The organism is Treponema sp. OMZ 305 (assembly GCF_024181325.1).
Taxonomy (GTDB): Bacteria; Spirochaetota; Spirochaetia; order Treponematales; family Treponemataceae; genus Treponema.
This window is the reverse complement of sequence record NZ_CP051300.1, coordinates 1,471,548-1,493,317: the sequence shown is the minus strand read 5'-3', so window position 1 is coordinate 1,493,317 and position 21,770 is coordinate 1,471,548. Positions and strand designations below refer to the sequence as shown.

The window sequence follows — 21,770 nt, the reverse complement described above, 5'->3', positions numbered from 1 at the left end:
CAAACTTGGGTAAATAAAAGCCGTGCCATTTGTACGGTTTTTATTTTACACTTCTCCTGATTTATTTATAACGCTGTTTTGCATCGGATGCGCGTTTGATCGTTTGTCCGACATAGTTAATACACAGCATTAACACCATAATTAAAATCGACGCAGGCAGCCATACCCACAGCTTACCGGAAATGGTTCCCGGATCACGCGCATAGCCGATCAGCGTACCGAGCGACGGCGACGTCGGCGGAAGCCCGAAGCCTAAGAAGCTCATCCCCGTTTCGATACCGATATTCCCCGCCATACCGAGCGTAAAATCGACAATAATGATAGAAGCGATATTCGGTAAAATACCGCCGTACATAATTTTAAAATCACCGGTACCCATAATGCGCGATGCGTTTACATAATCGCGGCGGTTTTCCGATAACGCTTTACTGCGTACAAGGCGCGTAACGCCTGTCCAGTAAAAAGCGGACATAATAAAAATAAATGTCCAAATATTATAGGTCGGCACAATGGTTACAAAGACGATAATCAGCATAACGACCGGCAAAATCATAATAAAGTCGCAGATACGCATGATGATGTTATCAACCCTTCCGCCGTAAAAGCCAGTGATTAAACCGAAAAACATCCCGACGATTTCGGTAAGAATGGTTACGCTGAAAGCAATTAAAATGGAATTACGCGCACCGATAATCAGCTGCGGCAGAATCGGACGTCCGCCGAGGTCTGCACCGAGCAGGAATTTTTTACCGGGCACCGAAAATTTATCCCGTAAACTTACCTTCATAACCGCTTCCGTATCAAGTACAAAGCCGCCGATGATGATAACGGTAAAGATAATAACCAATATACCGAGCGCAACAATTGCCGCCTTATCATGTTTAAATTCCGTCTTTACAATCTTCCAAAACGACGGCACGGAAGACATCTCTTTTAATGTCGCCTCATCTATGGTATCAATATCAAATGCCGTTTTTTCCATATTTACTCCTTAGTCAATTCTGATACGGGGATCGACAATTATCATAATAATGTCGGAAATCAAGCTGCCGAACAGGGCGAGCGTTCCGTACAATAAGGTCAACGCATTGATAATAGAATAATCACGCGACATAATCGATTCTATAAACAGCAAGCCCATCCCTTGATACATAAAAATCGTTTCGATAAATATTGAACCGGCGAGCAATCCCGTTACCGTAAAGCCGAAAAAGGCCGCTATCGGCAACAGAGAATTTCGGAAAATATGATGCGTATAAACTTTATCGATCGGTACGCCCTTACTCCGCGCCGTTTTAACGTAATCTTGACTCTTCGCATCGATAACCTCATTGCGCAGGTATTGCACAATACCCGTCGTACGCAATACTGCCGCCGTAATTGCCGGCAGCAGCATGTGATATATTCTGCTTACAATATAACGGCTACTGTTTCCCATTGCCTCCAATCCGACGAAGCCCGACGTCGGAAAAATCTTCAGCCGATAGCCGAACAGCAAAAGACTCAAAAGACCGAGGATAAACGTCGGGATTGCATACGTGATAAAGTTATAGACCAGCACCGCCTTATCGAATTTAGACCCATTATAGCGGCCGGCACGTATACCGAGCGGAACGGCAATGGCATACGTTAACACAACGGTTAAAAGCGAAAGCCACAAGGTATTTTGCGCAGGTAATTTGATTTTATCCGTTACCGGAATCTTATAGGTATAGGAAATGCCGAAATCGCCGTGCAGCAGAATGCGTCCCATCCAGTTCTTATACTGTACCGGCCACGGATCATTTAAACCGGCTTTTTCCCGCAGCTCTTCGATACGGCTTGCCTTAATGTTAGGATTGCCAACCAGTCCGGTAAAGGGATCGCCGGGCATCATTTTTCCAATTAAAAAAACCAAAACACTCAATATAAACAGCTGCGGTATCATAATAAGGATACGGCGTACTATTGTTTTCCACATACTCTCCCCCTAATCCTTCAGCGCAGCGTAATGAGTTTCGCTGATTTTCTTTAAATCGTACACTCGCCCTTCGGGACTAAAGTAACGTTCCGATTCACGCTCATATATTTCATCAATTTCGGCACGGCGCTTTTTATATTCGTCACGTATTTCGACATTCATTTCAGGGATTGCCGCAATAAGCCTCTTGGTGTAGATATGCATCGGATTGCGATAAATATCATCCCGTGTTCCCGCCTCTACGAATCGACCGCGGTACATAATATAGATGTAATCGCACATGTGTTTGACAACGCCGAGGTCGTGCGAAATAAATAGATAGCTCAGCATAAATTCACGCTGAATCTCTTTAAGGAAGTTGAGAATTTGCGCCTGTACCGAAAGGTCAAGCGCGGAAACCGGTTCGTCCGCCACAATGAGCCGCGGATTAACCGCTATTGAACGCGCAACACCGATACGCTGCCGCTGCCCACCGGAAAATTCATACGGGTATTTATATAAGCCGTCGGGCGGTATTCCGACAATCTGCAACAGCGACAGAACCTTCTTTAATTCTTCATGTTTGGAAAGCCGCTCAAAGTTTCTGATGGGTTCCGCAATGATGTCTCGAATGCGCTTTTTGGGGTCGAGGCTCGACATAACGTCCTGAAATACCATCTGAACGTTTTCGTTGTATTTAATCTTTCTCCGCTGAGCCTTCGTATTTACGAGGTTGCCTTCGTAGCGGATTTCCCCGCCGGTAGGCTGCTCCAACCCGACAATTGCTTTGCCGATGGTTGTTTTCCCCGAACCGGACTCCCCGATAAGACCGTAGGTTTTTCCTTCTTCAATCTGAAAAGAAACGCCGTCCACCGCCCGCACATGATCCTGTATCGTATTAAAAAAGCCGCCGCGGATAGGGAAATGTACTTTTAAATCTTTTACTTCCAATAATGCCATATCCGCCCCCTTATACCTCATCCTCGAACCGGAAATTTTTCCAGCAGGAACAGCGGACAAAATGCCCGGGGCTTACTTCGTGCAAAACCGGCGTTTCTTCGTGTTCTTCGGCAGGAATCCACGGAATACGGTCGGCAAACCGGCAGCCCGTATGCTTGAGTTTTTTAAGCGACGGAACCATACCTTTAATAACATGCAGCATGTCATCGTCTTTATCGGCCTGTGGAATCGATTTAAGCAAAGAGCGGGTATAAGGGTGCAACGGATGCGTAAACAGTTCCTGCACGGTGGCCAGTTCGACAATCTCCCCCGCATACATAACCGCAACACGGTCGGCAACCTGCGCAACAACGCCGAGATCATGGGTAATAAGAATGATGCCCGCCTTGTGCTTTTCCTGCAGGTCTTTGATGAGATCGAGAATCTGCGCTTGGATGGTTACGTCGAGCGCCGTTGTCGGCTCATCGGCAATGATAAGCGACGGATTACAAGACAGCGCTGTCGCAATGAGTACCCGCTGCCGCATTCCGCCGGAAAGCTCATGCGGAAACCGCTGCGCCGTACGCTTGGGGTTCTGGATACCGACATCGTTTAAAAGCTGTAAAACCCGCTCTTGCCGCTCTTTTTCGTTGAGACTGGTGTGGTACAACAGAGCTTCTTCAATCTGCTTCCCTACCCGCTGCAGCGGATTAAGCGAGGCGAGCGGATCCTGAAAGATGAACCCGATATCCTTTCCGCGGATTTTGTTCATCTCATTTTCTGAAAGCGTCAGCAAGTCCCTGCCGTTCAGTAAAATTTCACCCGAAACGCGGGTAAAGCGCATATCGTGCAGTCCCATAACGGACATCGCAACCGTGCTTTTACCGCAGCCGGATTCCCCTACAATAGCAAGCATCTCATTGGGATGAACGTCAAACGACACGCCGTCAACAGCATCATAGTAGCTGCCGTCGATACGGAAAGCCGTGTGCAAATTTTTAACGGTCAATAAATTGTTTTGTTCCATGGTAGTTCACTGTATTTATAACCTTTTTTTAATAACTCTATAACACGGTATCACGGATACGCAAATTTTGCAACCGTATACCTATAAAAAAATCCGGGTAACTGCATCAGGCTCTTTTGTTATCCCCGCAGAATAATTGAGGCCGTTCAACCAGAGTTGAACCGTTGGTTCAAATGGTCTCGCGACCTCAATTATTCTGCGATGTTTATCAATTTTTCCTGATGCGGTTACCCGTCTGCTAGAAAAAATGTGCGAAATTTTATCCAAAATTTCGCACAGAAAGAAGGTACCGCATCTTATACTCTATAGTAGATATTTCTCTAAAAAGCGGGCAATACCGTCCTCGTTATTGGTGTAGTCCGTTACTGCGTACGCAATATCTTTGATAGCGTCGTGGCCGTTTTTCATGGCGATGCCGTATCCCGCAAGGCGGATCATCGTTTCGTCATTCATACTGTCGCCGAATGCCATCACTGCCTCATTTTTGATACCGAGTAGCCATGCCAGCTCTTGCAGGAACTCCCCCTTACCGGTATCCAATGGAATAATTTCCAAAAAATACGGCTTACTGGTAAACAGGACAGCCCGCGTACCGAACCGCTTTCTAAACTCCGGTTCGACGGCAGCGATAATATCAGGCTCCGCAGGAATGAGCAATTTATACACCGGCTTGGTGCGCAAAATCTCCCGATAATCATCCGGTATGACAACCTTCATTTTTGTCAGATGCGCATCCCTATCCGAAAAAACAGTCCGTTTAGCGATGTAAATGGTATCGTCAAAGTAGAGATGGCAGGAAAGATTTTGCGACTCTATATAATCGTAAATCTCAATCGCAAGATCGGCGCCGAGACGGCGGCTGATGATTTCCAGCTTCATATCGGAGGTCAATATCTGCGTCCCGTTGTTGCACAGGATATAGCTTTCCGTTTTATCCGAACCGATCCGCTGCGCATACGAATGTACCGAACGAGGACTTCTCCCCGAAGCGAGCAATGTCAGTACACCCTTTTTCATCAAGGCCTGTAAAACCGATACCGTATAATCGGAGATGGTCAGATCATCCCGCAAAAGGGTATCGTCCAAATCCATTGCGATAATTTCTATGTTTTTTAACTTTTCCATTACAGCGGCTCGCCTTTCAGCAATTTACCGATACGCTCAAGCGCAACCCGTATTTTACTGATGTCGGTAGCGTAGCAGCAGCGGACAAAGCCTTCGCCGCCGCTTCCGAACACGTGCCCGGGCACAACGGCAACTTTGTAGTCGGTAATCAGCTTAACCGCAAAATCTTCCGAACTTAAACCGGTACTACGGATATCGACAAAGAGGTAAAATGCACCGTCGGGCGTTATATAAGGAAGATTCATCGAATCAAAGCTCTTCATCATCAAGTTACGCCGCTGCCGGTAGGAAACCCGCATCCGCTCAACCTCGTCCCAGCCGCGTTCCAATCCTTCCAGCGCCGCATATTGGCTCATAATCGGAGCGCAGATTGCCGCATACTGATGAATTTTATGAATTTGAGCCATCAGCTCCTGCGGGCAGGCGATAAACCCGATACGCCAGCCGGTCATTGCAAAGGACTTTGAAAACCCATTGAGGATAATGCAGTAATCCTTCATTCCGGGGAAAGAACCGATAGATGTATGCGGCGCTTCATACCGAAGTTCGCAATACACCTCGTCGGACAGCGCCCAAATCTTATGCTTTTTAACGACGGCGGCGATCTTTTCCATCTCATCAGCAGGAATCATCGTACCGGTGGGATTGTTCGGGCTGCAGATAATTAGCGCCTTGGTTTTCGGCGTAATAAGCGCTTCGATGGCCGCCGCAGTCGGGATAAAGTTATCCGCCGAGGTGTCCAGCCCGACCGGTTTCGCCCCGCAGAGCGCCACCAAGGGCTGATACGAAACATAGCACGGTTCCGCAACAATCACCTCATCTCCCTGATTCAGGATGGAACGGAACACAATATCGATTGCTTCCGAAACGCCAAAAGTAATCAGTACCTCGTTTTTAGGAGAATACGACATGCCGTAGCGGTTCAAATAACCGGCAATCGCCTTGCGGAGCGGTTCAAGCCCCCAGTTTGAAGTATAGGATGTATGCCCGCATTCGAGATGATACCACGCTTCCTCGCGCATAACCCACGGCGTTGCAAAATCAGGCTCCCCTACCCCCAGCGAGATAATATCGTCCTGTCCGGCGGCAAGCTCAAAAAAACGGCGGATACCGGAAGGTGCAACGCTCACAATCCGGTTGGAAAATTGATCGGGTCTGTCCATTATGCGGTAATCTCTTCGCGGGGATCTTTTTTGGGGTCGATATAATACGTTCCGTTTTCCTTGTAGGTCTTGAGCACAAAATGAGTACGTGTGCTGATCACTCCTTCCAGCGACGCGAGTTTTTCCGACACGAAAAAGGCAACCTCTTTTAAATCTTTTCCTTCGACCAGCACATGCAGATCATATCCGCCGGACATCAGCTGTACCGTCTTTACCTGCGGGTACCGATATATCCGCTCCGCAATGCGGTCAAATCCGTGTTCCCTCGCCGGCGCAACCTGAATTTCTATCATCGCAGATACCGTATCGCTGCTTGCAAGCCGTTCACGGTTGATAACCGCAGCATATTTTAAGATGATGCCCTCATCCTCTAATTTTTTAATGGCAGCGCGAACCTCTTCCTCGGACTTACCCGTCATTGCGGCAATATCCTGCGGACTTAGCCGCGCATCGTTTTCCAGTAAATCGATAATTTCCTGCATACCAGCTCCTTGGTAATCCGGTTCTATTCCAGCGGGGCAAAATAGCCGGTTTCATCCCTGCCCGAACGGGTTAGAAGCCGTACCTCAAGCTCTACCGGTAAATAGGCACGACCGAAGTCGGTTGGCAATGTAGAGGTATAACTTAGCTGATACGAGCCTATAGGTTTGGCAATTAAATCTTCAATAACCGGAGAAAGCCCCTGTTCGGCATAGATATACGTACTCATCCCACCCGTTTTTGTGCAAAGATACGAAAGCTCAGGAGGCAATGTCCGCGGCTTTAGATTAACCGTATAAAAACGGATACCGTTGTTGGTCATATATGCAGCAAGATCGTTTAAGCTGTACTGTTTAAAGCTGTCGGAACCGATATCTTCAAACGACAAGAACACGATAGCCCGCTTTGGAGCCGCATTAATCAGCTCCCCGCTGGCAAGCCGCAACGCAAGATCGCAGTTCCATACCGGTGACCATGCCGCCTTTAATTTAAGCGGCTGCGATAAAAGCGCTTCGGGAGAAAACTTACCCTCCAGCACCGGCAGTTGAGAGGCTGACACAAGAGAAATCTTTCCTTTTCCCTGCATTGTCTCGGCGAGCTCTTTTACCACCGTCTTAACCAGCTCCAATTCTTTTTCCGATTGAGGTGAGCGCTCGATTACAACGGCAATATCGCAGCCGGTATTGAGGTAGGCGGCGCCCTTTAAAGTAAAATCATTGACTTGCCGGTTCGATTCGGTCAGGAAAAAATTATTCGCCGTTAATCCCACCACCGGTTGCCCCATCCGGTTTTCTACGCGGACATCGACGGTAACCGTCGGGAACTTATCGGCATAGACGCGGTCGAAGCGGACAAACAAACCGCCCGCCAGTTCGTTGATATGGGAAAAGACCTGAATATTTCCGTTTTTATAATCGGCCAACAAAAGACTGCCGTTGGCATCGGGAATTGCCGCGGTTACACGGGCGGGCGCATTCCCTAAACTCGCAACGGTATATAAGCTCGCTAAGCCGATATCGACCAAGTACACCTTATTGGCGCAGGACACCAGCAGATTGTTTTTCCATACCCGCATCGACTCCGCCTGTACGACACTTCTGTCCGGCAGCAGCGTTCTGATATAGTTTCCCGCCGTATCAAACACATAGATAGAGCCTTTTACCGAATCCGCAACGTAGACCAAATCGTCTAGGATTGCGATACCTGCCGGAGCGGTAAAGCCCGGGAATATGCCGCTGCGCTGCCCGAATGTAAAAAGCCCTTCTCCGTCCGGAGAAAACACCACAACGCGGGCGTTGCCGAAATCCGTTACAAAAATATTTCCGTAAGAATCGTGCGCTAAAAACTGAGGGCCGATACACTGTCCGTCGCCCCTTCCTCTGGTTCCGAACGACTTAATGAATTTTCCGTCTTTGGTAAGCAGCGAAAGCCGATCGGCAGCGAATTCGGAGATGAGCAGGTTCCCGTTTTTAAGCGGTAAAATATCGAAAGGACGGTCAAAGCCCTGCAAGGGACCGCTCGTCCGGTCAAGTACGATGCCGTTAATATCGAAGTGAACCAATTCGTTGGAGCCGTAGGCGACTACCCAGAAACTGCCGTCGCCCATTGCCGCAACCGAAAGCGGCTGCCTAAAAAAGACTTCCGTTCCATGTTTGGATTCAAATACGGCAGTTTCTACATAGCGTACCGATTCCGCAAAATCGGGCTGAGAACTGCGCCGTTCCTTAACAACTTCTATTTTATTTTTTAACAGCTGCCCGCCGTATCCTGAGGCAGACGCTGCCGACCATTGCTCAAGTGCAGCCCCCTCTATACCGGAGCGGTAATAGGCTTGTCCGAGCCAATCCAAGATGAGCGGATCGCCGGGAATATGCGTGAGAGCTTTTTCAAATAGCAGGATAGCCTCGTTAAAGGTTCCGCGGTAATACGCCTGCACGCCGCGGCGGAATTCTTCAAATCCATGATCTCTATCGGCGGAACTCAGGCGGGGTTGAAGGCTGTTGGCCTGCGCAGGCAGCGCCGTAGCGAGGCACAATAAAAACAGTGTTAAACCGGCTGTTTGCAATAGTCTCTTCATACGCATGATAGTTAATCCTTTTAACAATTTTCTAAAAACATGAAGTCTTCGGCCACTTTCACAATGAACCTAATTATCTGCTCATAATAAGCTGCAGATGGCGCTTAATTATTTCGTTACCGGGAAGCTGTGCATCCGCCCGTTGGATATATGAACGGGCTTCGGTATCAAAGCCCATCTTGTAATATGTCCACGCCAGCGAATCCAAATAAGCGGGATTATCGGGCTGTGCGTCGAGCGCTTTTTTACACAGAATCAAAGCCCGAGTTAAATCTTTTTCGGTATCGGCAAGGATGTAGCCAAGCCCGTTAAGCGCCGTCGAATTATCCGGATCAAGTTCCAGCGCTTTCTCATAAAGACTCAAAGACTTGTCTACTTTATCCTGCTCATACGCCAAATACGCCATCGAAGTATGCACCTGCGGAGAATCGTATCCTGCATCCAAAAGCTTTGAAAGCTCAAACTCTGCCAAACGGGCACGGCCTGTCTTGGTATAAATAAAGGCCAGAATAAGCCGACACTGATATACGCGGGCGATATCGGTCCCGGCTGTGATAATCTGTTCCAAATAGACAAGCGCATCGTCATATTGTAAAAGGCTCGCATAACAGAGGCCGATATAATACGCCAAATCGAAATTGAGCTCAACATCTTTAGACGATATCTTTAAAAATGCGGCAAGCGCTTCTTCATATCGATTTTCCCGATAGAGCTGTATGCCTTCTTTAAGAACCGTATCCATTTCGTTTCTCCATCATAGTATGCGTACTCCGCCGGAAGGTTTCACTTTATAATACAAAGGCTTAAATCCGAAAATTCGTTCATAGTCGCCCAGTTTTTCAATATAGGTTTGGATATCATCCGCTCTTAAAATATTGTACGTACATCCGCCGAATCCCCTTCCCGTCAGGCGCGAACACACAATATCGTTCATATCGGGAGCGACAAATTCCATAGCCCGCTTCACGAGCCAATCCAATTCGGGGCAGGAAATTTCAAAGCGATCGCGCAAATTCTCTTGAGAGCGTGTTACAATACGCGAAAACACCACCCAATCGTTTTTCTTTAAGGCGCCGATAGCGTCATCGACACTGATGGATTCGCGGATAATATAGAGTACCCGCCGCCGTACCGATTCGGGAATGGCAAGCTCTTCAAGATCGCTTTCGGCAAGCTTACTGAAATCCTGAGGAATATCCGGCATCTTTTTTACCCGCTCGTAGGCTTCCATACATTCCTGAATTCTATGGTTCAGCTCCTCGCGCGCCAACAAACGGGGAACCCGCGAATCCGTCAAAATGATCCGGTAGTTACTGATGGGGAAAGGATAAATATCAGCCGTCTTCCGCCGATGATTTGTCCGTATGCAGTGTCCCGCCTTTGCATATAATGCGCACAAAATATCCGCACGGTGAGGATAGGTATTAAGATGCTGCACGTTTGCATTCTCCAAAATATCGACAAGATCAGCTTTCGTAAGCCGCGGCGCAAATACCTTCCGTAACGCCATCGCCGTTGCAACCTTGAGCGCATTCGGCGTACCGAGCCCCGCATCCGCCGGTATTTCGGAAAGGATGGTAAAATTGAGTCCTGTCATCTCAATCCCTTGATCCATAAAAGAAAGAATAACAGCCTTTATCGAATTTGCCCAACGATCTTCTTTACGATACCGAAGGTTGGCAGCTGCAACTTTTTTCCGCTCTTTGAGCGACAGAGAAAGGAACCGATAATTAGAATCTTTTCGTTTTGAAACACAAAGATACAGATAATGATCGATTGCCATCGAAAGTGTATTGCCCTGTGCAAACCATGTATGCTCACCTAAAAGGTGAAAGCGCCCGGGAACCGCAACGGTTACTTCCGGCTCGTCTCCATATTCGTCTACATGAAACGGTAGAATCTTCTGCATACTTTCTATAATATCTCTTATATTGAAACAATTCAAGAAAAATGATTAAATTGCTGTAAAATTATGTCGGTTATTTCATCTTTTTTAGCGGTTTTATGCTCTGCGGTGCTGCTTTCCCTCGGTATACCGAATGAATATCTGCATTTTGGGTCGGCTTTCTTCGGCATTATTGCACTGATACCGTTATATACCGCATTTTGCATCATCCCGAGCCGACGGCGCACGGCGTGGATGTTCGGCGCGATGATAGCCCTTGTCCATCTGTTCTCCAGTTTTTGGCTGGCGTATTTTGAAAACTTTGCAATTTTTACGCTCGGCGCTTCCACCGTCGCTTATTTCTTCCTCGGCTTTCTTTTCGGACACTGGTTTTATTATGCAATGAAGCTGCCGTCGGCTCTGCGTCCGTTTGCCTTTGCGGGCTTGTGGACACTCTGGGAATGGTTTAAGGGAAGCGGTTTTGTCGCCTATCCGTGGGGCAGCCTTTCGATGACAACATTATCGCTGCGGCCGCTCATTCAAATAGCAGATATTACCGGCGTATGGGGAATAACCTTTCTTGTTGCATTGATTTCCGCGCTCCTTGCAGAAATAATCCGTGCAGCAGAAGATGTAACCACCGGTTTTTCCAAGCTGCACGGCAGACCGTTACTCCGCCCACTGATCTTTACCGCCGGTCTATTGCTGCTGGTCAACGGATACGGACTTTTCCGCATGTATCAAAAAAGAACGCCGCAACAGAACCTCACCCTTGTGTTAGTACAGCAAAACACCGATCCGTGGGTCTACGGCCTCGATTTATTTTTTGATAATTTGTATAACACCCAAAAGCTTACCGAAAAGGCAATTACCGAATCGCCGGTGCGGCCTGACCTCATCGTATGGAACGAAAGCAGCCTTGCATACGGGTATGATCAATTTCAAGATTATTACCGGCAGCGTCCCGTTCAAGAATCCTTTACCGATTTTTTGCAGCGGATGGATATTCCCATTTTAACAGGCTCCCCGCTTTTACAGGATGCCGAACGCGAAAAATACGCAAATTCCGTCTATCTTATCGCACCGGACGGAACGGTACTCGACACCTATTCAAAGATACAGCTGATCTGCTTTGCGGAATACATTCCCTTTATCGACCATCCGTTTGTGCAGCGCTTTTTCGACTCGCTGGTCGGTTTTTCGTCGGGATGGGCGCCGGGAACGGAATATAAAGCGATGACGTTCACCGCACAAAATGGAAACGATGTCCGCTTCGCCGCGCCCATCTGTTTTGAAGATGCCTTTCCGACACTCTGCGCCGATTTGCATAATCAAAAAAGCAATATCTTGATTAACCTGACCAATGATTCGTGGTCTAAAACGGCGAGTGCGGAATACCAGCATTTTGCCGTCGCCTATTTCCGTGCAATAGAACTACGGACGCCGCTTGTCCGCTCTACCAACGGCGGCTATACCTGCGTTGTCGATCCTGTCGGAAACATTACCGCAAGCCTTCCGCTCTTTACTACCGATGCATTAAGCGTTTCCGTCCCGATCTATCCGTACCAACCAACTTTTTATGCACAATGGAAAGACTGGCTGCCCGCGCTTTTTTTAGCGATTGCGCTTATCACTGCTACCGCATACCGGTTCAACCCCGTGTTTTGTAAAAAAGCGGTGGTGTATATGGAACATCCGCTCGAATGGCTCTCCCCTGCCGAACGAAAAAAGCGGCAACGGAAACGGCTCTGGAAAAAGCCGTGGTTTAGGAAGCAGCGGAAGTTTATTAAAGAATTCCGGGAGTAACTGCATGGCTTTACCATTTGAGCATATTATAGACAAATACCGCGAAAACTCAACTTCCGAACGTAACATGGGAGACAAGTTTGAACGGCTTATGCAAGCCTACCTTTTAACCAAACCAACATATAAAAACCTTTTATCAAACGTATGGCTTTGGGCAGATTTTCCTTATAAAGCCCAATTCGGAACCGGTGGAAAGGACACGGGCATTGATATTGTATGCCGTGCTCACGATGGCGATTATTGGGCAGTTCAGTGCAAATGCTATCAAGCAGATAAGAAAATCGACAAGGCAATGGTAGACTCCTTTGTTTCCACATCTTCATTTAAATTTCAAACACAAGACGGCGAAAAAAACTTCAGCTTTAGGATTTGGATTGACACCACGTATGGCGGTTTTAATGCAGAGGCACAGAATGTAATCGAGAAGCTCGGTATCGGGCGAATCGGCTTAATTGATCTCAAAAACGATGACGTAAACTGGGAAGAATTGGATGCCGGCAAAAAAGGAAATGAAGCACGTGTCAAAAAATACGAGCTACTTTCCCACCAAAAAGAAGCGTACAACGCTGCGACACAATATTATAAAACCTGCGACCGTGGAAAGCTCATTATGGCGTGTGGCACCGGTAAAACGTTTACATCGCTCAGAATTGCGGAGGGCTTGGCGACCGAAAGCCGACTGGTGCTGTTCCTTGTTCCGTCAATCGCACTTTTGAGCCAAACCTTAAAAGAATGGTCGGCACAAAGCAAAGAAAACATCTATCCTATCTGTATCTGTTCGGACGCTCATGCAAGCGACAAAGCGGAGGATTCAATTTCAGACCTCGTTCTTCCTGCAACGACGGATTCTGCAAAAGTTCATAGGCAATTCGTTGACTATAGAAACCGCCTGAAAACCGAAGGAGGAATGATAGTTGTATTCAGCACCTACCAGTCAATCGACGTAATCGGTACCGTCCAAAAAGACATAAACAGACGCGAAAAAGATTCATTCCTCTTTGACTTGATTATTTGCGATGAAGCACACAGAACTACCGGTATAAAGCAAAAGGATAAATCTCAGTCTGCATTCACGAAGGTACATTCCAACGATAATATCAACGCAAAAAAGCGTCTGTATATGACTGCCACTCCCCGACTATATTCAAGCGAAGCGCAAGCGAAGGCGAAAGAAAATGAAACGCTCGTTTGGTCTATGGATGCCCCTGAATGGTTCGGTGAAGAAATCTACCGTATCGGCTTCGGTGCGGCAGTTGAAAAGCAGCTGCTTTCCGATTACAAGGTAATCGTACTGACACTCGATGAACATTCAGTGCCGCCGGAAGTTCAAAAAAGTATTATAGACGGACACTCCGAAATCAAAATGACCGATGCGATAAAACTCATCGGCTGTATCAATGTACTTTCAAAACGCACAAGCTATCTTACCGACAAGGAGCTATTCAGCGATGTCGATCCTGAACCGATGAAGAGCGCTGTTGCGTTCTGTTCGAGTATCAAAAATTCAAAGTATTTAAAAGATAGCTTTAATGTATGTCGGCAAGCCTATTATGACAAACTTTCCGAAACGGAACGCGAGCAACTCGTTTTAGTGGACGCTTCCCATATTGACGGCACTATGGGAAGCACTGCTCGAGAAGAAAAGCTCGACAGGCTCAAGCACGCTGATCCGAACAAAAACGAGTGTCGAATTTTAAATAATGTACGATGTCTTTCCGAAGGTGTCGATGTTCCGAGTCTTGACGCTATTATGTTCCTTTCCAGCCGTAACAGCCAAGTCGACGTCGTTCAATCGGTCGGCCGCGTTATGCGGAAAGCCGAAGGTAAAAAATTCGGCTACATCATCATTCCTGTGATTGTACCGGCGGATAAAAATGCCAATGAAGTTCTGGACACAAGCGATGACTTTAAAATCGTATGGAGCGTCTTGAATGCTCTCCGGGCGCACGACGACCGTTTTAATGCAACAATCAATAAAATTGAACTGAATAAAAAGAGACCTAAGATTATCACCGTATCCGGCGGAGGAAATTTCGGCGGAAAACCGGTAGGCGGAAACGACGGCGAAGCGGAAGCGGTACAGGGAGTTTTAGACTTTGACGAACTGCAGCAAGAGCTTTACGAGAAATTCAAGAGTCTTACCGAACAGGTTTTTGCAAAGATTGTAAACAAATGCGGAAGCAGACGTTATTGGGCTGACTGGGGTAAAGACGTAGGCGAAATTGCCAAGCGAAACATCGAGCGCATACATAAGCTCATTTCAATCGAAGGTACGCATAAGGAAAAATTTACCTCTTACTGGGAAGGTCTCAAAAAGAATCTCAATCCAAGCGTAAGCCAATCGGAAGCGGTTGAAATGCTCGCCCAACATATCATTACAAAACCCGTGTTTGAAGCTCTATTCGGGAATGATCGCTTCACAAAAGAAAATCCCGTTTCAAAATCACTGGAAGACATCGTTATTTTACTCGATGAAAAATCAGCCCCGGAAGATTTGGAAAAACTCGAACGATTCTACAAATCGGTTCAGCAGAGAGTCGAAGGAATCGACAATGCAGAAGGAAAACAAAAAGTCGTCGTGGAACTGTACGACTCTTTCTTTAAAAATGCCTTTCCACTGACGGTAGAAAAACTTGGTATTGTGTATACGCCGGTTCCGGTCGTTGATTTTATCATAAGGAGCGTCGAGTGGGTGTTGAATAAAGAATTCGGCCGTTCAATCAGCGACGAAAGGGTTAATGTAATTGATCCGTTTACCGGCACCGGCACATTCATCACGCGCCTTTTACAGTTGGGGATTATCAAGCCGGAGGACTTGGAGCGGAAATACAGGCACGAGATTTTTGCGAACGAAATAGTCCTTTTAGCCTACTACATCGCAAGCGTGAACATAGAAAATGCCTACCACGATTTAAGCGGCAAGGATACCTACGAGCCGTTCGGCGGTATCTGTTTGACAGACACATTCCAGCTTTACGAAACCGGAGAGCCGACTTTAGATGACAGGATATTCAGAGAAAACAGCGACCGTGTGAATGAACAAAAAAAACAGCCGATTACCGTCGTTATGGGAAATCCTCCGTATTCAATCGGGCAGAAGTCGGCTAATGACAATGCACAAAACCAAAGATATCCAAAACTTGAAGAGCGTATCGCAACCACGTATGTAAAAGAATCTGAAGCAGGATTAAATAAGTCAGCTTATGACTCTTATATTAAAGCATTCCGGTGGGCAAGCGATAGGATCACCGCATCAATGCCCGCCCTCGGGGGGGGGGGGGGGGGGGGGGGGGAGGCTCTTCCCAAGGGGGGGGGGGGGGGGGGGGGGGGGGGGGGGGGGGGGGTAATAGCCTTCGTCTCAAACGGGAGCTTTCTGGACAACAATGCGCAGGATGGGTTCAGAAAAACGCTGGAAAAGGAGTTCGAAAGGGTTTATGTATTCAATTTGAGGGGCAATCAGAGAACGAGCGGAGAACTCTCCAGAAGGGAAGGAGGGAAGATTTTCGGCAGCGGAAGCCGAACTCCGATAGCGATTACAGTCTTGGTCAAAAAGGAGACGGCATAGTGGCTTTTGTTTCAAATGGGAGTTGGCTGGACGGTAACGCACAAGACGGATTCAGAAAAACAATCGAAAAAGAATTCAGCAAGGTCTATGTATTCAATCTCCGAGGCAACTGTAGAACAAGCGGAGAACTCCGCAAAAAGGAAGCGGGAAATGTGTTCGGACTTGGCAGCCGTACACCAATCGCAGTGACGGTACTCGTAAAAAAAAGTGAGAAATCAGATGAATAACCATAGAGCGGAAATTTACTACTACGACATAGGCGACTACCTGAACCGTGAACAGAAACTGGATATAATCATAAAATTCAAGAGCATGGAGAATCTACCATTCACACAACTTACTCCAAATGAACATGGTGATTGGATAAGTCGAAGAAACGATCAGTTCTCTGCATGGATTCCGATAGAAGCGGATAAAAAATTTGATGCTACCTCACAGTCTTTCTTTACAATTTATTCTCTTGGGTGTGCGACAAATCGTGACGCTTGGGTTTACAATTATTCTTATTCAGAATTATGTAAGAATATACAATTAACAATCGATCATTATAACCATCAACAAAAATTGATAGCGACAGGAATAAAGTCTGATCCAGAACGTGATTTTTCAAAAGGAAACTGGACCCGCGACTGGCTTAATGCTTTAAAGCGTCATAAAACATTTGCTGAACAGGAAAAATTTTATACAAAAGCAATGTATCGCCCGTTTTGTAAACAGCATTATTATTTTGATGATGATTTAACTCAAGAACGGTATAAGCAGCCTAAGCTCTTCCCCACACCAAATCATAAAAACCTTGTCATTTGTGTGAACGGTCTCGGCGGTAACAAAGAACCATCCGTACTTATTTCAGATTGTATAGTTGACCTCAACTCTCAAGAAGCCGGCTCTCAATGCTTCCCTCTCTATTGGTACGAAACGATTGAGACGAAGCAGCATTCGCTCTTTGATGACGGCGCAAAAATCGTAAGACATGAAGCAATTAGCGACTTTATATTAAACCGTGCTCAACAAAAATATGGAAACAATGTTCAGCGTGAAGATATTTTCTATTATGTTTACGGCATCCTGCATTCAAAATCCTACCGAGAAACATTCAGCGCCGACCTCAAAAAAATGCTTCCCCGTATTCCGCTCGTAAGCGACCGGCAAAAGTTCCGGGCATTTAGTGAGTCAGGCCGTAAGCTTGCCGACTTGCATTTGAATTATGAAGAAGTTGAACCCTATCCGGACATACAGGTAAGCTCGCTTAAATATGTTCAGTACAATACCGAAATGCAGAATGTATACAACGATGAGCTTATGGCAGCAGAGCCAAATCCACAGGTTATACCGGAGAATGAAACCGACTACAAGTATTATGCAGTGGAGCAGATGAAGTTCCCGAAAAAAGGCGAGAAAGGCACGATTGTATACAATCACTGGCATACCATAAAAAATATTCCGGAAAAAGCGTACGAGTATGTCGTAAACGGAAAGCCTGCAATTGAGTGGATTATGGAGCGCTACGCGGTAACGACGGATAAAAAATCCGGAATAAAGAATGATCCGAATGATTGGTCCCGTGAACATAACAAACCCTGCTATATTTTGGACTTGCTCCTGAGTGTCATCAACGTATCGGTTCAGACCGTAGACATTGTGAACGAACTGCCGGAAGTAGACTGGGATAAGGAATAATTAAAAAACATTATCCAAGTTTAAATACATCGCCATTAATCTCATTGAACAAAGATTCGATATACAGAAAGCCCCTATCGGAAAACGGCAAAAACTGATAAACTGATCACGATCGGTAAGAGTCTGTATTTTCAAAAATTGTGATACCGGATACGAAAGTTTTTATGGGAGATATAATCATGAATACAACCGAACAAAATCCCGCAAGGGAGGTACCCTTTTTTAGACCGTCGTTCGACCGCAGAGAAGAAGAAGCGGCAATCCGCGTGCTGCACTCGGGATGGCTGACGACCGGCAAGGAAACGCTCGCCTTTGAAAAAGAGTTTGCCGATATGGTACACAGCCCGTACGCACTGGCAGTTAATTCCGCATCAAACGGATTGATGCTCGCGATGGAAGCCTTCGGAATCGGCAAGGGTACCAAAATACTCACCAGTCCGTATACCTTTGTCTCGACTGCGACAAGCGCCTTGCACCTCGGCGGAGAAGCGGTCTATGCGGATATCGAAGCGGACTCCTACAGTATCGATCCGGAAAAAATCGAAGATAAACTCAAGCAGGATAAGAGCATTAAAGCGATTGTACCTATCCATATCGCAGGAAACCTCTGCAATATGAAGGCGATTAACAGCCTCGCCAAGAAATACAACGTCGCAGTTATCGAGGATGCAGCCCATGCCTTTCCTGCAAAAACGACAGACGGCTACGGCGGCACCTTCGGCGATGCGGGCGTATTCTCTTTTTATGCTACCAAAACCATCACAACCGGAGAAGGCGGTATGATCTGCGTCCGTAATTCCGAAGCGGCGGAACGCATTAAGCTGATGCGCTCCCACGGTATCAACCGCACAATATGGGATCGTTACACCGACAAACACGCCAGCTGGCAATACGATGTCATTGCAGAAGGCTATAAATGCAACCTGCCGGATATCTTATCGGCAATCGGCAGAGTACAGCTGCAAAAGGCGGAAGATTTTTACCGGAAACGGAAGCTCATCGCCGAACGATTTACCCGCGCCTTCGGACAGCTCGACTTTTTTCAAGTTCCGCCGGACGGAGAAGGCAATGCGTGGCACCTCTACCTCCTCCGCATCGTACCGGAAACGCTTTCCATCGGCAGGGATGACTTTGCCCGCGCGCTGCAGGAACGGGGACTTGGCATTTCAGTCCACTTTATCCCCCACTTTGAACTGACCTTCCTAAAAGAGCGGTACGGACTGCGCGCGCAGGACTTCCCCAATGCGGCAGCGCACTATGCACAGAGCATCAGCCTTCCGTTCTGGCCGGATATGAGCGATGAGGATGTACAGTACGTTATCGATACGGTCATCGACACCGCTAAGAAGTTCCGCCGATAGGGAAGGAAAACAGGGATTTGACAGGAAGTTTGATATGATAGAACAATTTGTGTCCGATCTTACCTTTGAGGGGCAGCGCTATGCGGTGATTGTCCGCGCTCCCGTATCATCAGGGATCATTTCCGCCGTGCATCTGCCACCCTTACCGGAAGGGTATGCCTTTTACGGAGCGGCACAGCTGCCTGCGCAAAAAACGATCGAAGTATTCGAGCACTCGCTTCCTCTTTTTGCAGCGGACGAGATAGAATATAAGGAGCAAGCCGTCGGAATCCTTACCGGCGATAATCAGGCAACGCTTGAAGCGCTGCGGAAAGACATCACAATAGAACTGGAGCCGATACCCGAAGACAGTTTTGAAGCGGGGCGGACACATACGCTGTTTGACTATCCTATCGTTGCACGGGAGGCGTGCACTGCCGGAAATATCGATGCAATCTTTGAAACAGCCGCCTCAACCGTATTCTCATCGCTTAAAATCGCTTCGCAATATGCTGCCCGTTCGGAACCGTTTTCCGCCGTTACGGTGTTCCGCGAGGATGGGCTTGACGTCTATGTGCCCACCCAATGGCCGTTCCATGTCCGCACCGCAGTAGCAAAAGCGACCGGACTTGCGGAAGAAGCCGTCATCGTACACCCAACCCAAACCGGTGAAACATTCAACGAGCTTTTGTGGTACCCGTCTCTCCTTGCCTGCCAGTGCGCTGTTGCGGCGGTTCTACAGCGGAACACCGTTTCGCTCAATTTATCGGCGGAAGAAAGCAGAGCGGCAGCGCCTAAAACGCCGGAGATGATTATCGAACATCAATCGGCGCTGTCCGACACTCATTCGATTGCCGCAATGCAGATTTCGATTATTGTCAACGCCGGCGCCTGCTGCCCGCTCATCGGCACCATACTCAAGCAAATGACCGCAGCAGCATTAGGGCCGTACATAATACCGAACTACCGGATAGAAGTGCGGGCATCAAAAACGGCGGACGGCCTTATCGATATCCTTGAGGGATGGGGCGACTACTATGTGTCAAACGCACTGGAAAACCACATCAACAAGATTATTCAGGATTACAATCTCTCTCCGGCGGAATGGCGTGCAAAAAATATGCCGGACGATTACAGCGCCATTTTTTCAAGCCTCTTCGAACTCTTAACCGGCAAAAGCGATTTTACCTGTAAATATGCCGCATATAATGTTTTTAACCGAGGTAAAACGGATAAACGGGACGGACGCTGGCGCGGTATCGGCTTGGCAGCGGGCTTTCAATACAGCGGATGCGCTGCAGACTTCACCTATACGGCAGAGCTGACACTGGATGTTCACAACAAGCTTTCCATTAAGGCGGAACCGGCTGGGTCTGATTTAAAGAAAGTTATCAAGAAGCTGGCTGTGAAAAAGCTGGACATTGCCGAATCCGATATTACCTTTGCCGGTCTTACAACCGCCGATATGAATGAGTCAGGGCCTGCGACTGCCGGTAATACCGTCGGCATCGTCCTTCCCCTTTTTGATTTTATCCGTTACCGGAATCTTATAGGTATAGGAAATGCCGAAATCGCCGTGCAGCAGAATGCGTCCCATCCAGTTCTTATACTGTACCGGCCACGGATCATTTAAACCGGCTTTTTCCCGCAGCTCTTCGATACGGCTTGCCTTAATGTTAGGATTGCCAACCAGTCCGGTAAAGGGATCGCCGGGCATCATTTTTCCAATTAAAAAAACCAAAACACTCAATATAAACAGCTGCGGTATCATAATAAGGATACGGCGTACTATTGTTTTCCACATACTCTCCCCCTAATCCTTCAGCGCAGCGTAATGAGTTTCGCTGATTTTCTTTAAATCGTACACTCGCCCTTCGGGACTAAAGTAACGTTCCGATTCACGCTCATATATTTCATCAATTTCGGCACGGCGCTTTTTATATTCGTCACGTATTTCGACATTCATTTCAGGGATTGCCGCAATAAGCCTCTTGGTGTAGATATGCATCGGATTGCGATAAATATCATCCCGTGTTCCCGCCTCTACGAATCGACCGCGGTACATAATATAGATGTAATCGCACATGTGTTTGACAACGCCGAGGTCGTGCGAAATAAATAGATAGCTCAGCATAAATTCACGCTGAATCTCTTTAAGGAAGTTGAGAATTTGCGCCTGTACCGAAAGGTCAAGCGCGGAAACCGGTTCGTCCGCCACAATGAGCCGCGGATTAACCGCTATTGAACGCGCAACACCGATACGCTGCCGCTGCCCACCGGAAAATTCATACGGGTATTTATATAAGCCGTCGGGCGGTATTCCGACAATCTGCAACAGCGACAGAACCTTCTTTAATTCTTCATGTTTGGAAAGCCGCTCAAAGTTTCTGATGGGTTCCGCAATGATGTCTCGAATGCGCTTTTTGGGGTCGAGGCTCGACATAACGTCCTGAAATACCATCTGAACGTTTTCGTTGTATTTAATCTTTCTCCGCTGAGCCTTCGTATTTACGAGGTTGCCTTCGTAGCGGATTTCCCCGCCGGTAGGCTGCTCCAACCCGACAATTGCTTTGCCGATGGTTGTTTTCCCCGAACCGGACTCCCCGATAAGACCGTAGGTTTTTCCTTCTTCAATCTGAAAAGAAACGCCGTCCACCGCCCGCACATGATCCTGTATCGTATTAAAAAAGCCGCCGCGGATAGGGAAATGTACTTTTAAATCTTTTACTTCCAATAATGCCATA

17 protein-coding genes and 1 pseudogene are annotated in these 21,770 nt (G+C 47.3%); 6 read left to right on the top strand and 12 right to left on the bottom strand.

The annotated features are described in order from the left end of the window. Positions 1–61 precede the first annotated feature (61 nt). From ABK01_RS06635 to ABK01_RS06590, 10 genes are all read right to left on the bottom strand, one after another. Positions 62–982, bottom strand: coding sequence for an ABC transporter permease (locus tag ABK01_RS06635; protein ID WP_253675017.1), 921 nt, complete (start codon positions 980–982; stop codon positions 62–64). 9 nt (positions 983–991) lie between these two features. Then, entirely contained in the window at positions 992–1,960 is a 969-nt protein-coding gene (locus tag ABK01_RS06630; protein ID WP_253675016.1) for an ABC transporter permease, read from the bottom strand. Between the two features lie 9 nt (positions 1,961–1,969). Beyond that, a complete protein-coding gene (locus tag ABK01_RS06625; protein WP_253675013.1) occupies positions 1,970–2,899 on the bottom strand; it encodes an ATP-binding cassette domain-containing protein in 930 nt (309 codons plus the stop codon). A gap of 10 nt (positions 2,900–2,909) precedes the next feature. Continuing rightward, the gene (locus ABK01_RS06620; protein ID WP_253675012.1) at positions 2,910–3,905 is read right to left on the bottom strand and encodes an ABC transporter ATP-binding protein; all 996 of its coding nucleotides are present in this window, start codon (positions 3,903–3,905) and stop codon (positions 2,910–2,912) included. A 303-nt stretch (positions 3,906–4,208) separates the two neighbouring features. Further along, positions 4,209–5,030, bottom strand: coding sequence for a Cof-type HAD-IIB family hydrolase (locus ABK01_RS06615; protein ID WP_253675011.1), 822 nt, complete (start codon positions 5,028–5,030; stop codon positions 4,209–4,211). Then, positions 5,030–6,196, bottom strand: a complete 1,167-nt coding sequence (locus ABK01_RS06610) for an aminotransferase class I/II-fold pyridoxal phosphate-dependent enzyme (RefSeq protein ID WP_305880062.1) — start codon at positions 6,194–6,196, stop codon at positions 5,030–5,032. The genes ABK01_RS06615 and ABK01_RS06610 overlap by 1 nt, the downstream gene beginning before the upstream one ends. Further along, a complete protein-coding gene (locus tag ABK01_RS06605) occupies positions 6,193–6,675 on the bottom strand; it encodes an Lrp/AsnC family transcriptional regulator (protein WP_016523627.1) in 483 nt (160 codons plus the stop codon). Before ABK01_RS06605 ends, ABK01_RS06610 begins: the two co-directional genes overlap by 4 nt. A gap of 23 nt (positions 6,676–6,698) precedes the next feature. Next, a complete protein-coding gene (locus tag ABK01_RS06600) occupies positions 6,699–8,756 on the bottom strand; it encodes a hypothetical protein (protein ID WP_371922000.1) in 2,058 nt (685 codons plus the stop codon). Positions 8,757–8,823: 67 nt separating this feature from the next. Beyond that, on the bottom strand, positions 8,824–9,492 hold the full coding sequence (locus ABK01_RS06595) for a tetratricopeptide repeat protein (RefSeq protein WP_016523625.1): 669 nt from the start codon (positions 9,490–9,492) through the stop codon (positions 8,824–8,826). A gap of 12 nt (positions 9,493–9,504) precedes the next feature. Then, entirely contained in the window at positions 9,505–10,659 is a 1,155-nt protein-coding gene (locus tag ABK01_RS06590) for a galactokinase (protein ID WP_253675008.1), read from the bottom strand. A 63-nt stretch (positions 10,660–10,722) separates the two neighbouring features. Here ABK01_RS06590 and lnt point away from each other — a divergent pair, with 63 nt between their 5' ends. From lnt to ABK01_RS06560, 6 genes and pseudogenes are all read left to right on the top strand, one after another. After that, entirely contained in the window at positions 10,723–12,441 is a 1,719-nt protein-coding gene (lnt, locus tag ABK01_RS06585) for an apolipoprotein N-acyltransferase (RefSeq protein WP_253675007.1), read from the top strand. Positions 12,442–12,445: 4 nt separating this feature from the next. Further along, entirely contained in the window at positions 12,446–16,006 is a 3,561-nt protein-coding gene (locus ABK01_RS06580; protein WP_253675015.1) for a restriction endonuclease, read from the top strand. Continuing rightward, positions 16,006–16,233, top strand: coding sequence for a hypothetical protein (locus ABK01_RS06575; protein WP_253675014.1), 228 nt, complete (start codon positions 16,006–16,008; stop codon positions 16,231–16,233). The genes ABK01_RS06580 and ABK01_RS06575 overlap by 1 nt, the downstream gene beginning before the upstream one ends. Further along, on the top strand, positions 16,226–17,686 hold the full coding sequence (locus ABK01_RS06570; protein WP_253675005.1) for a type ISP restriction/modification enzyme: 1,461 nt from the start codon (positions 16,226–16,228) through the stop codon (positions 17,684–17,686). The genes ABK01_RS06575 and ABK01_RS06570 overlap by 8 nt, the downstream gene beginning before the upstream one ends. A 179-nt stretch (positions 17,687–17,865) precedes the next feature. Further along, complete coding sequence (locus ABK01_RS06565; RefSeq protein ID WP_253675004.1) at positions 17,866–19,047, top strand: DegT/DnrJ/EryC1/StrS aminotransferase family protein; 1,182 nt, start codon at positions 17,866–17,868, stop codon at positions 19,045–19,047. After that, positions 18,986–20,089: pseudogene (locus tag ABK01_RS06560) on the top strand (molybdopterin cofactor-binding domain-containing protein); the annotation flags it as partial. The gene ABK01_RS06565 and the pseudogene ABK01_RS06560, both read left to right, overlap by 62 nt. A 411-nt stretch (positions 20,090–20,500) precedes the next feature. On the opposite strand, the gene ABK01_RS06555 reads toward ABK01_RS06560, so the two are convergent. Together ABK01_RS06555 and ABK01_RS06550 are read right to left on the bottom strand one after the other, a co-directional pair. After that, positions 20,501–20,797, bottom strand: a complete 297-nt coding sequence (locus tag ABK01_RS06555) for an ABC transporter permease family protein (protein WP_253676594.1) — start codon at positions 20,795–20,797, stop codon at positions 20,501–20,503. A 42-nt stretch (positions 20,798–20,839) separates the two neighbouring features. Further along, a complete protein-coding gene (locus tag ABK01_RS06550) occupies positions 20,840–21,769 on the bottom strand; it encodes an ATP-binding cassette domain-containing protein (RefSeq protein WP_253675013.1) in 930 nt (309 codons plus the stop codon). Position 21,770 lies beyond the last annotated feature (1 nt).

Bases quoted from the DNA above. Each gene is read 5' to 3' on its own strand.
- ABK01_RS06555 (WP_253676594.1), bottom strand. From the start codon at position 20,797: ATGATACCGCAGCTGTTTATATTGAGTGTTTTGGTTTTTTTAATTGGA.
- ABK01_RS06570 (WP_253675005.1), top strand. From the start codon at position 16,226: ATGAATAACCATAGAGCGGAAATTTACTACTACGACATAGGCGACTAC.
- lnt (WP_253675007.1), top strand. From the start codon at position 10,723: ATGTCGGTTATTTCATCTTTTTTAGCGGTTTTATGCTCTGCGGTGCTG.
- ABK01_RS06580 (WP_253675015.1), top strand. From the start codon at position 12,446: ATGGCTTTACCATTTGAGCATATTATAGACAAATACCGCGAAAACTCA.
- ABK01_RS06630 (WP_253675016.1), bottom strand. From the start codon at position 1,960: ATGTGGAAAACAATAGTACGCCGTATCCTTATTATGATACCGCAGCTG.
- ABK01_RS06600 (WP_371922000.1), bottom strand. From the start codon at position 8,756: ATGCGTATGAAGAGACTATTGCAAACAGCCGGTTTAACACTGTTTTTA.
- ABK01_RS06605 (WP_016523627.1), bottom strand. From the start codon at position 6,675: ATGCAGGAAATTATCGATTTACTGGAAAACGATGCGCGGCTAAGTCCG.
- ABK01_RS06595 (WP_016523625.1), bottom strand. From the start codon at position 9,492: ATGGATACGGTTCTTAAAGAAGGCATACAGCTCTATCGGGAAAATCGA.
- ABK01_RS06625 (WP_253675013.1), bottom strand. From the start codon at position 2,899: ATGGCATTATTGGAAGTAAAAGATTTAAAAGTACATTTCCCTATCCGC.
- ABK01_RS06620 (WP_253675012.1), bottom strand. From the start codon at position 3,905: ATGGAACAAAACAATTTATTGACCGTTAAAAATTTGCACACGGCTTTC.
- ABK01_RS06635 (WP_253675017.1), bottom strand. From the start codon at position 982: ATGGAAAAAACGGCATTTGATATTGATACCATAGATGAGGCGACATTA.
- ABK01_RS06550 (WP_253675013.1), bottom strand. From the start codon at position 21,769: ATGGCATTATTGGAAGTAAAAGATTTAAAAGTACATTTCCCTATCCGC.
- ABK01_RS06590 (WP_253675008.1), bottom strand. From the start codon at position 10,659: ATGCAGAAGATTCTACCGTTTCATGTAGACGAATATGGAGACGAGCCG.
- ABK01_RS06565 (WP_253675004.1), top strand. From the start codon at position 17,866: ATGAATACAACCGAACAAAATCCCGCAAGGGAGGTACCCTTTTTTAGA.
- ABK01_RS06615 (WP_253675011.1), bottom strand. From the start codon at position 5,030: ATGGAAAAGTTAAAAAACATAGAAATTATCGCAATGGATTTGGACGAT.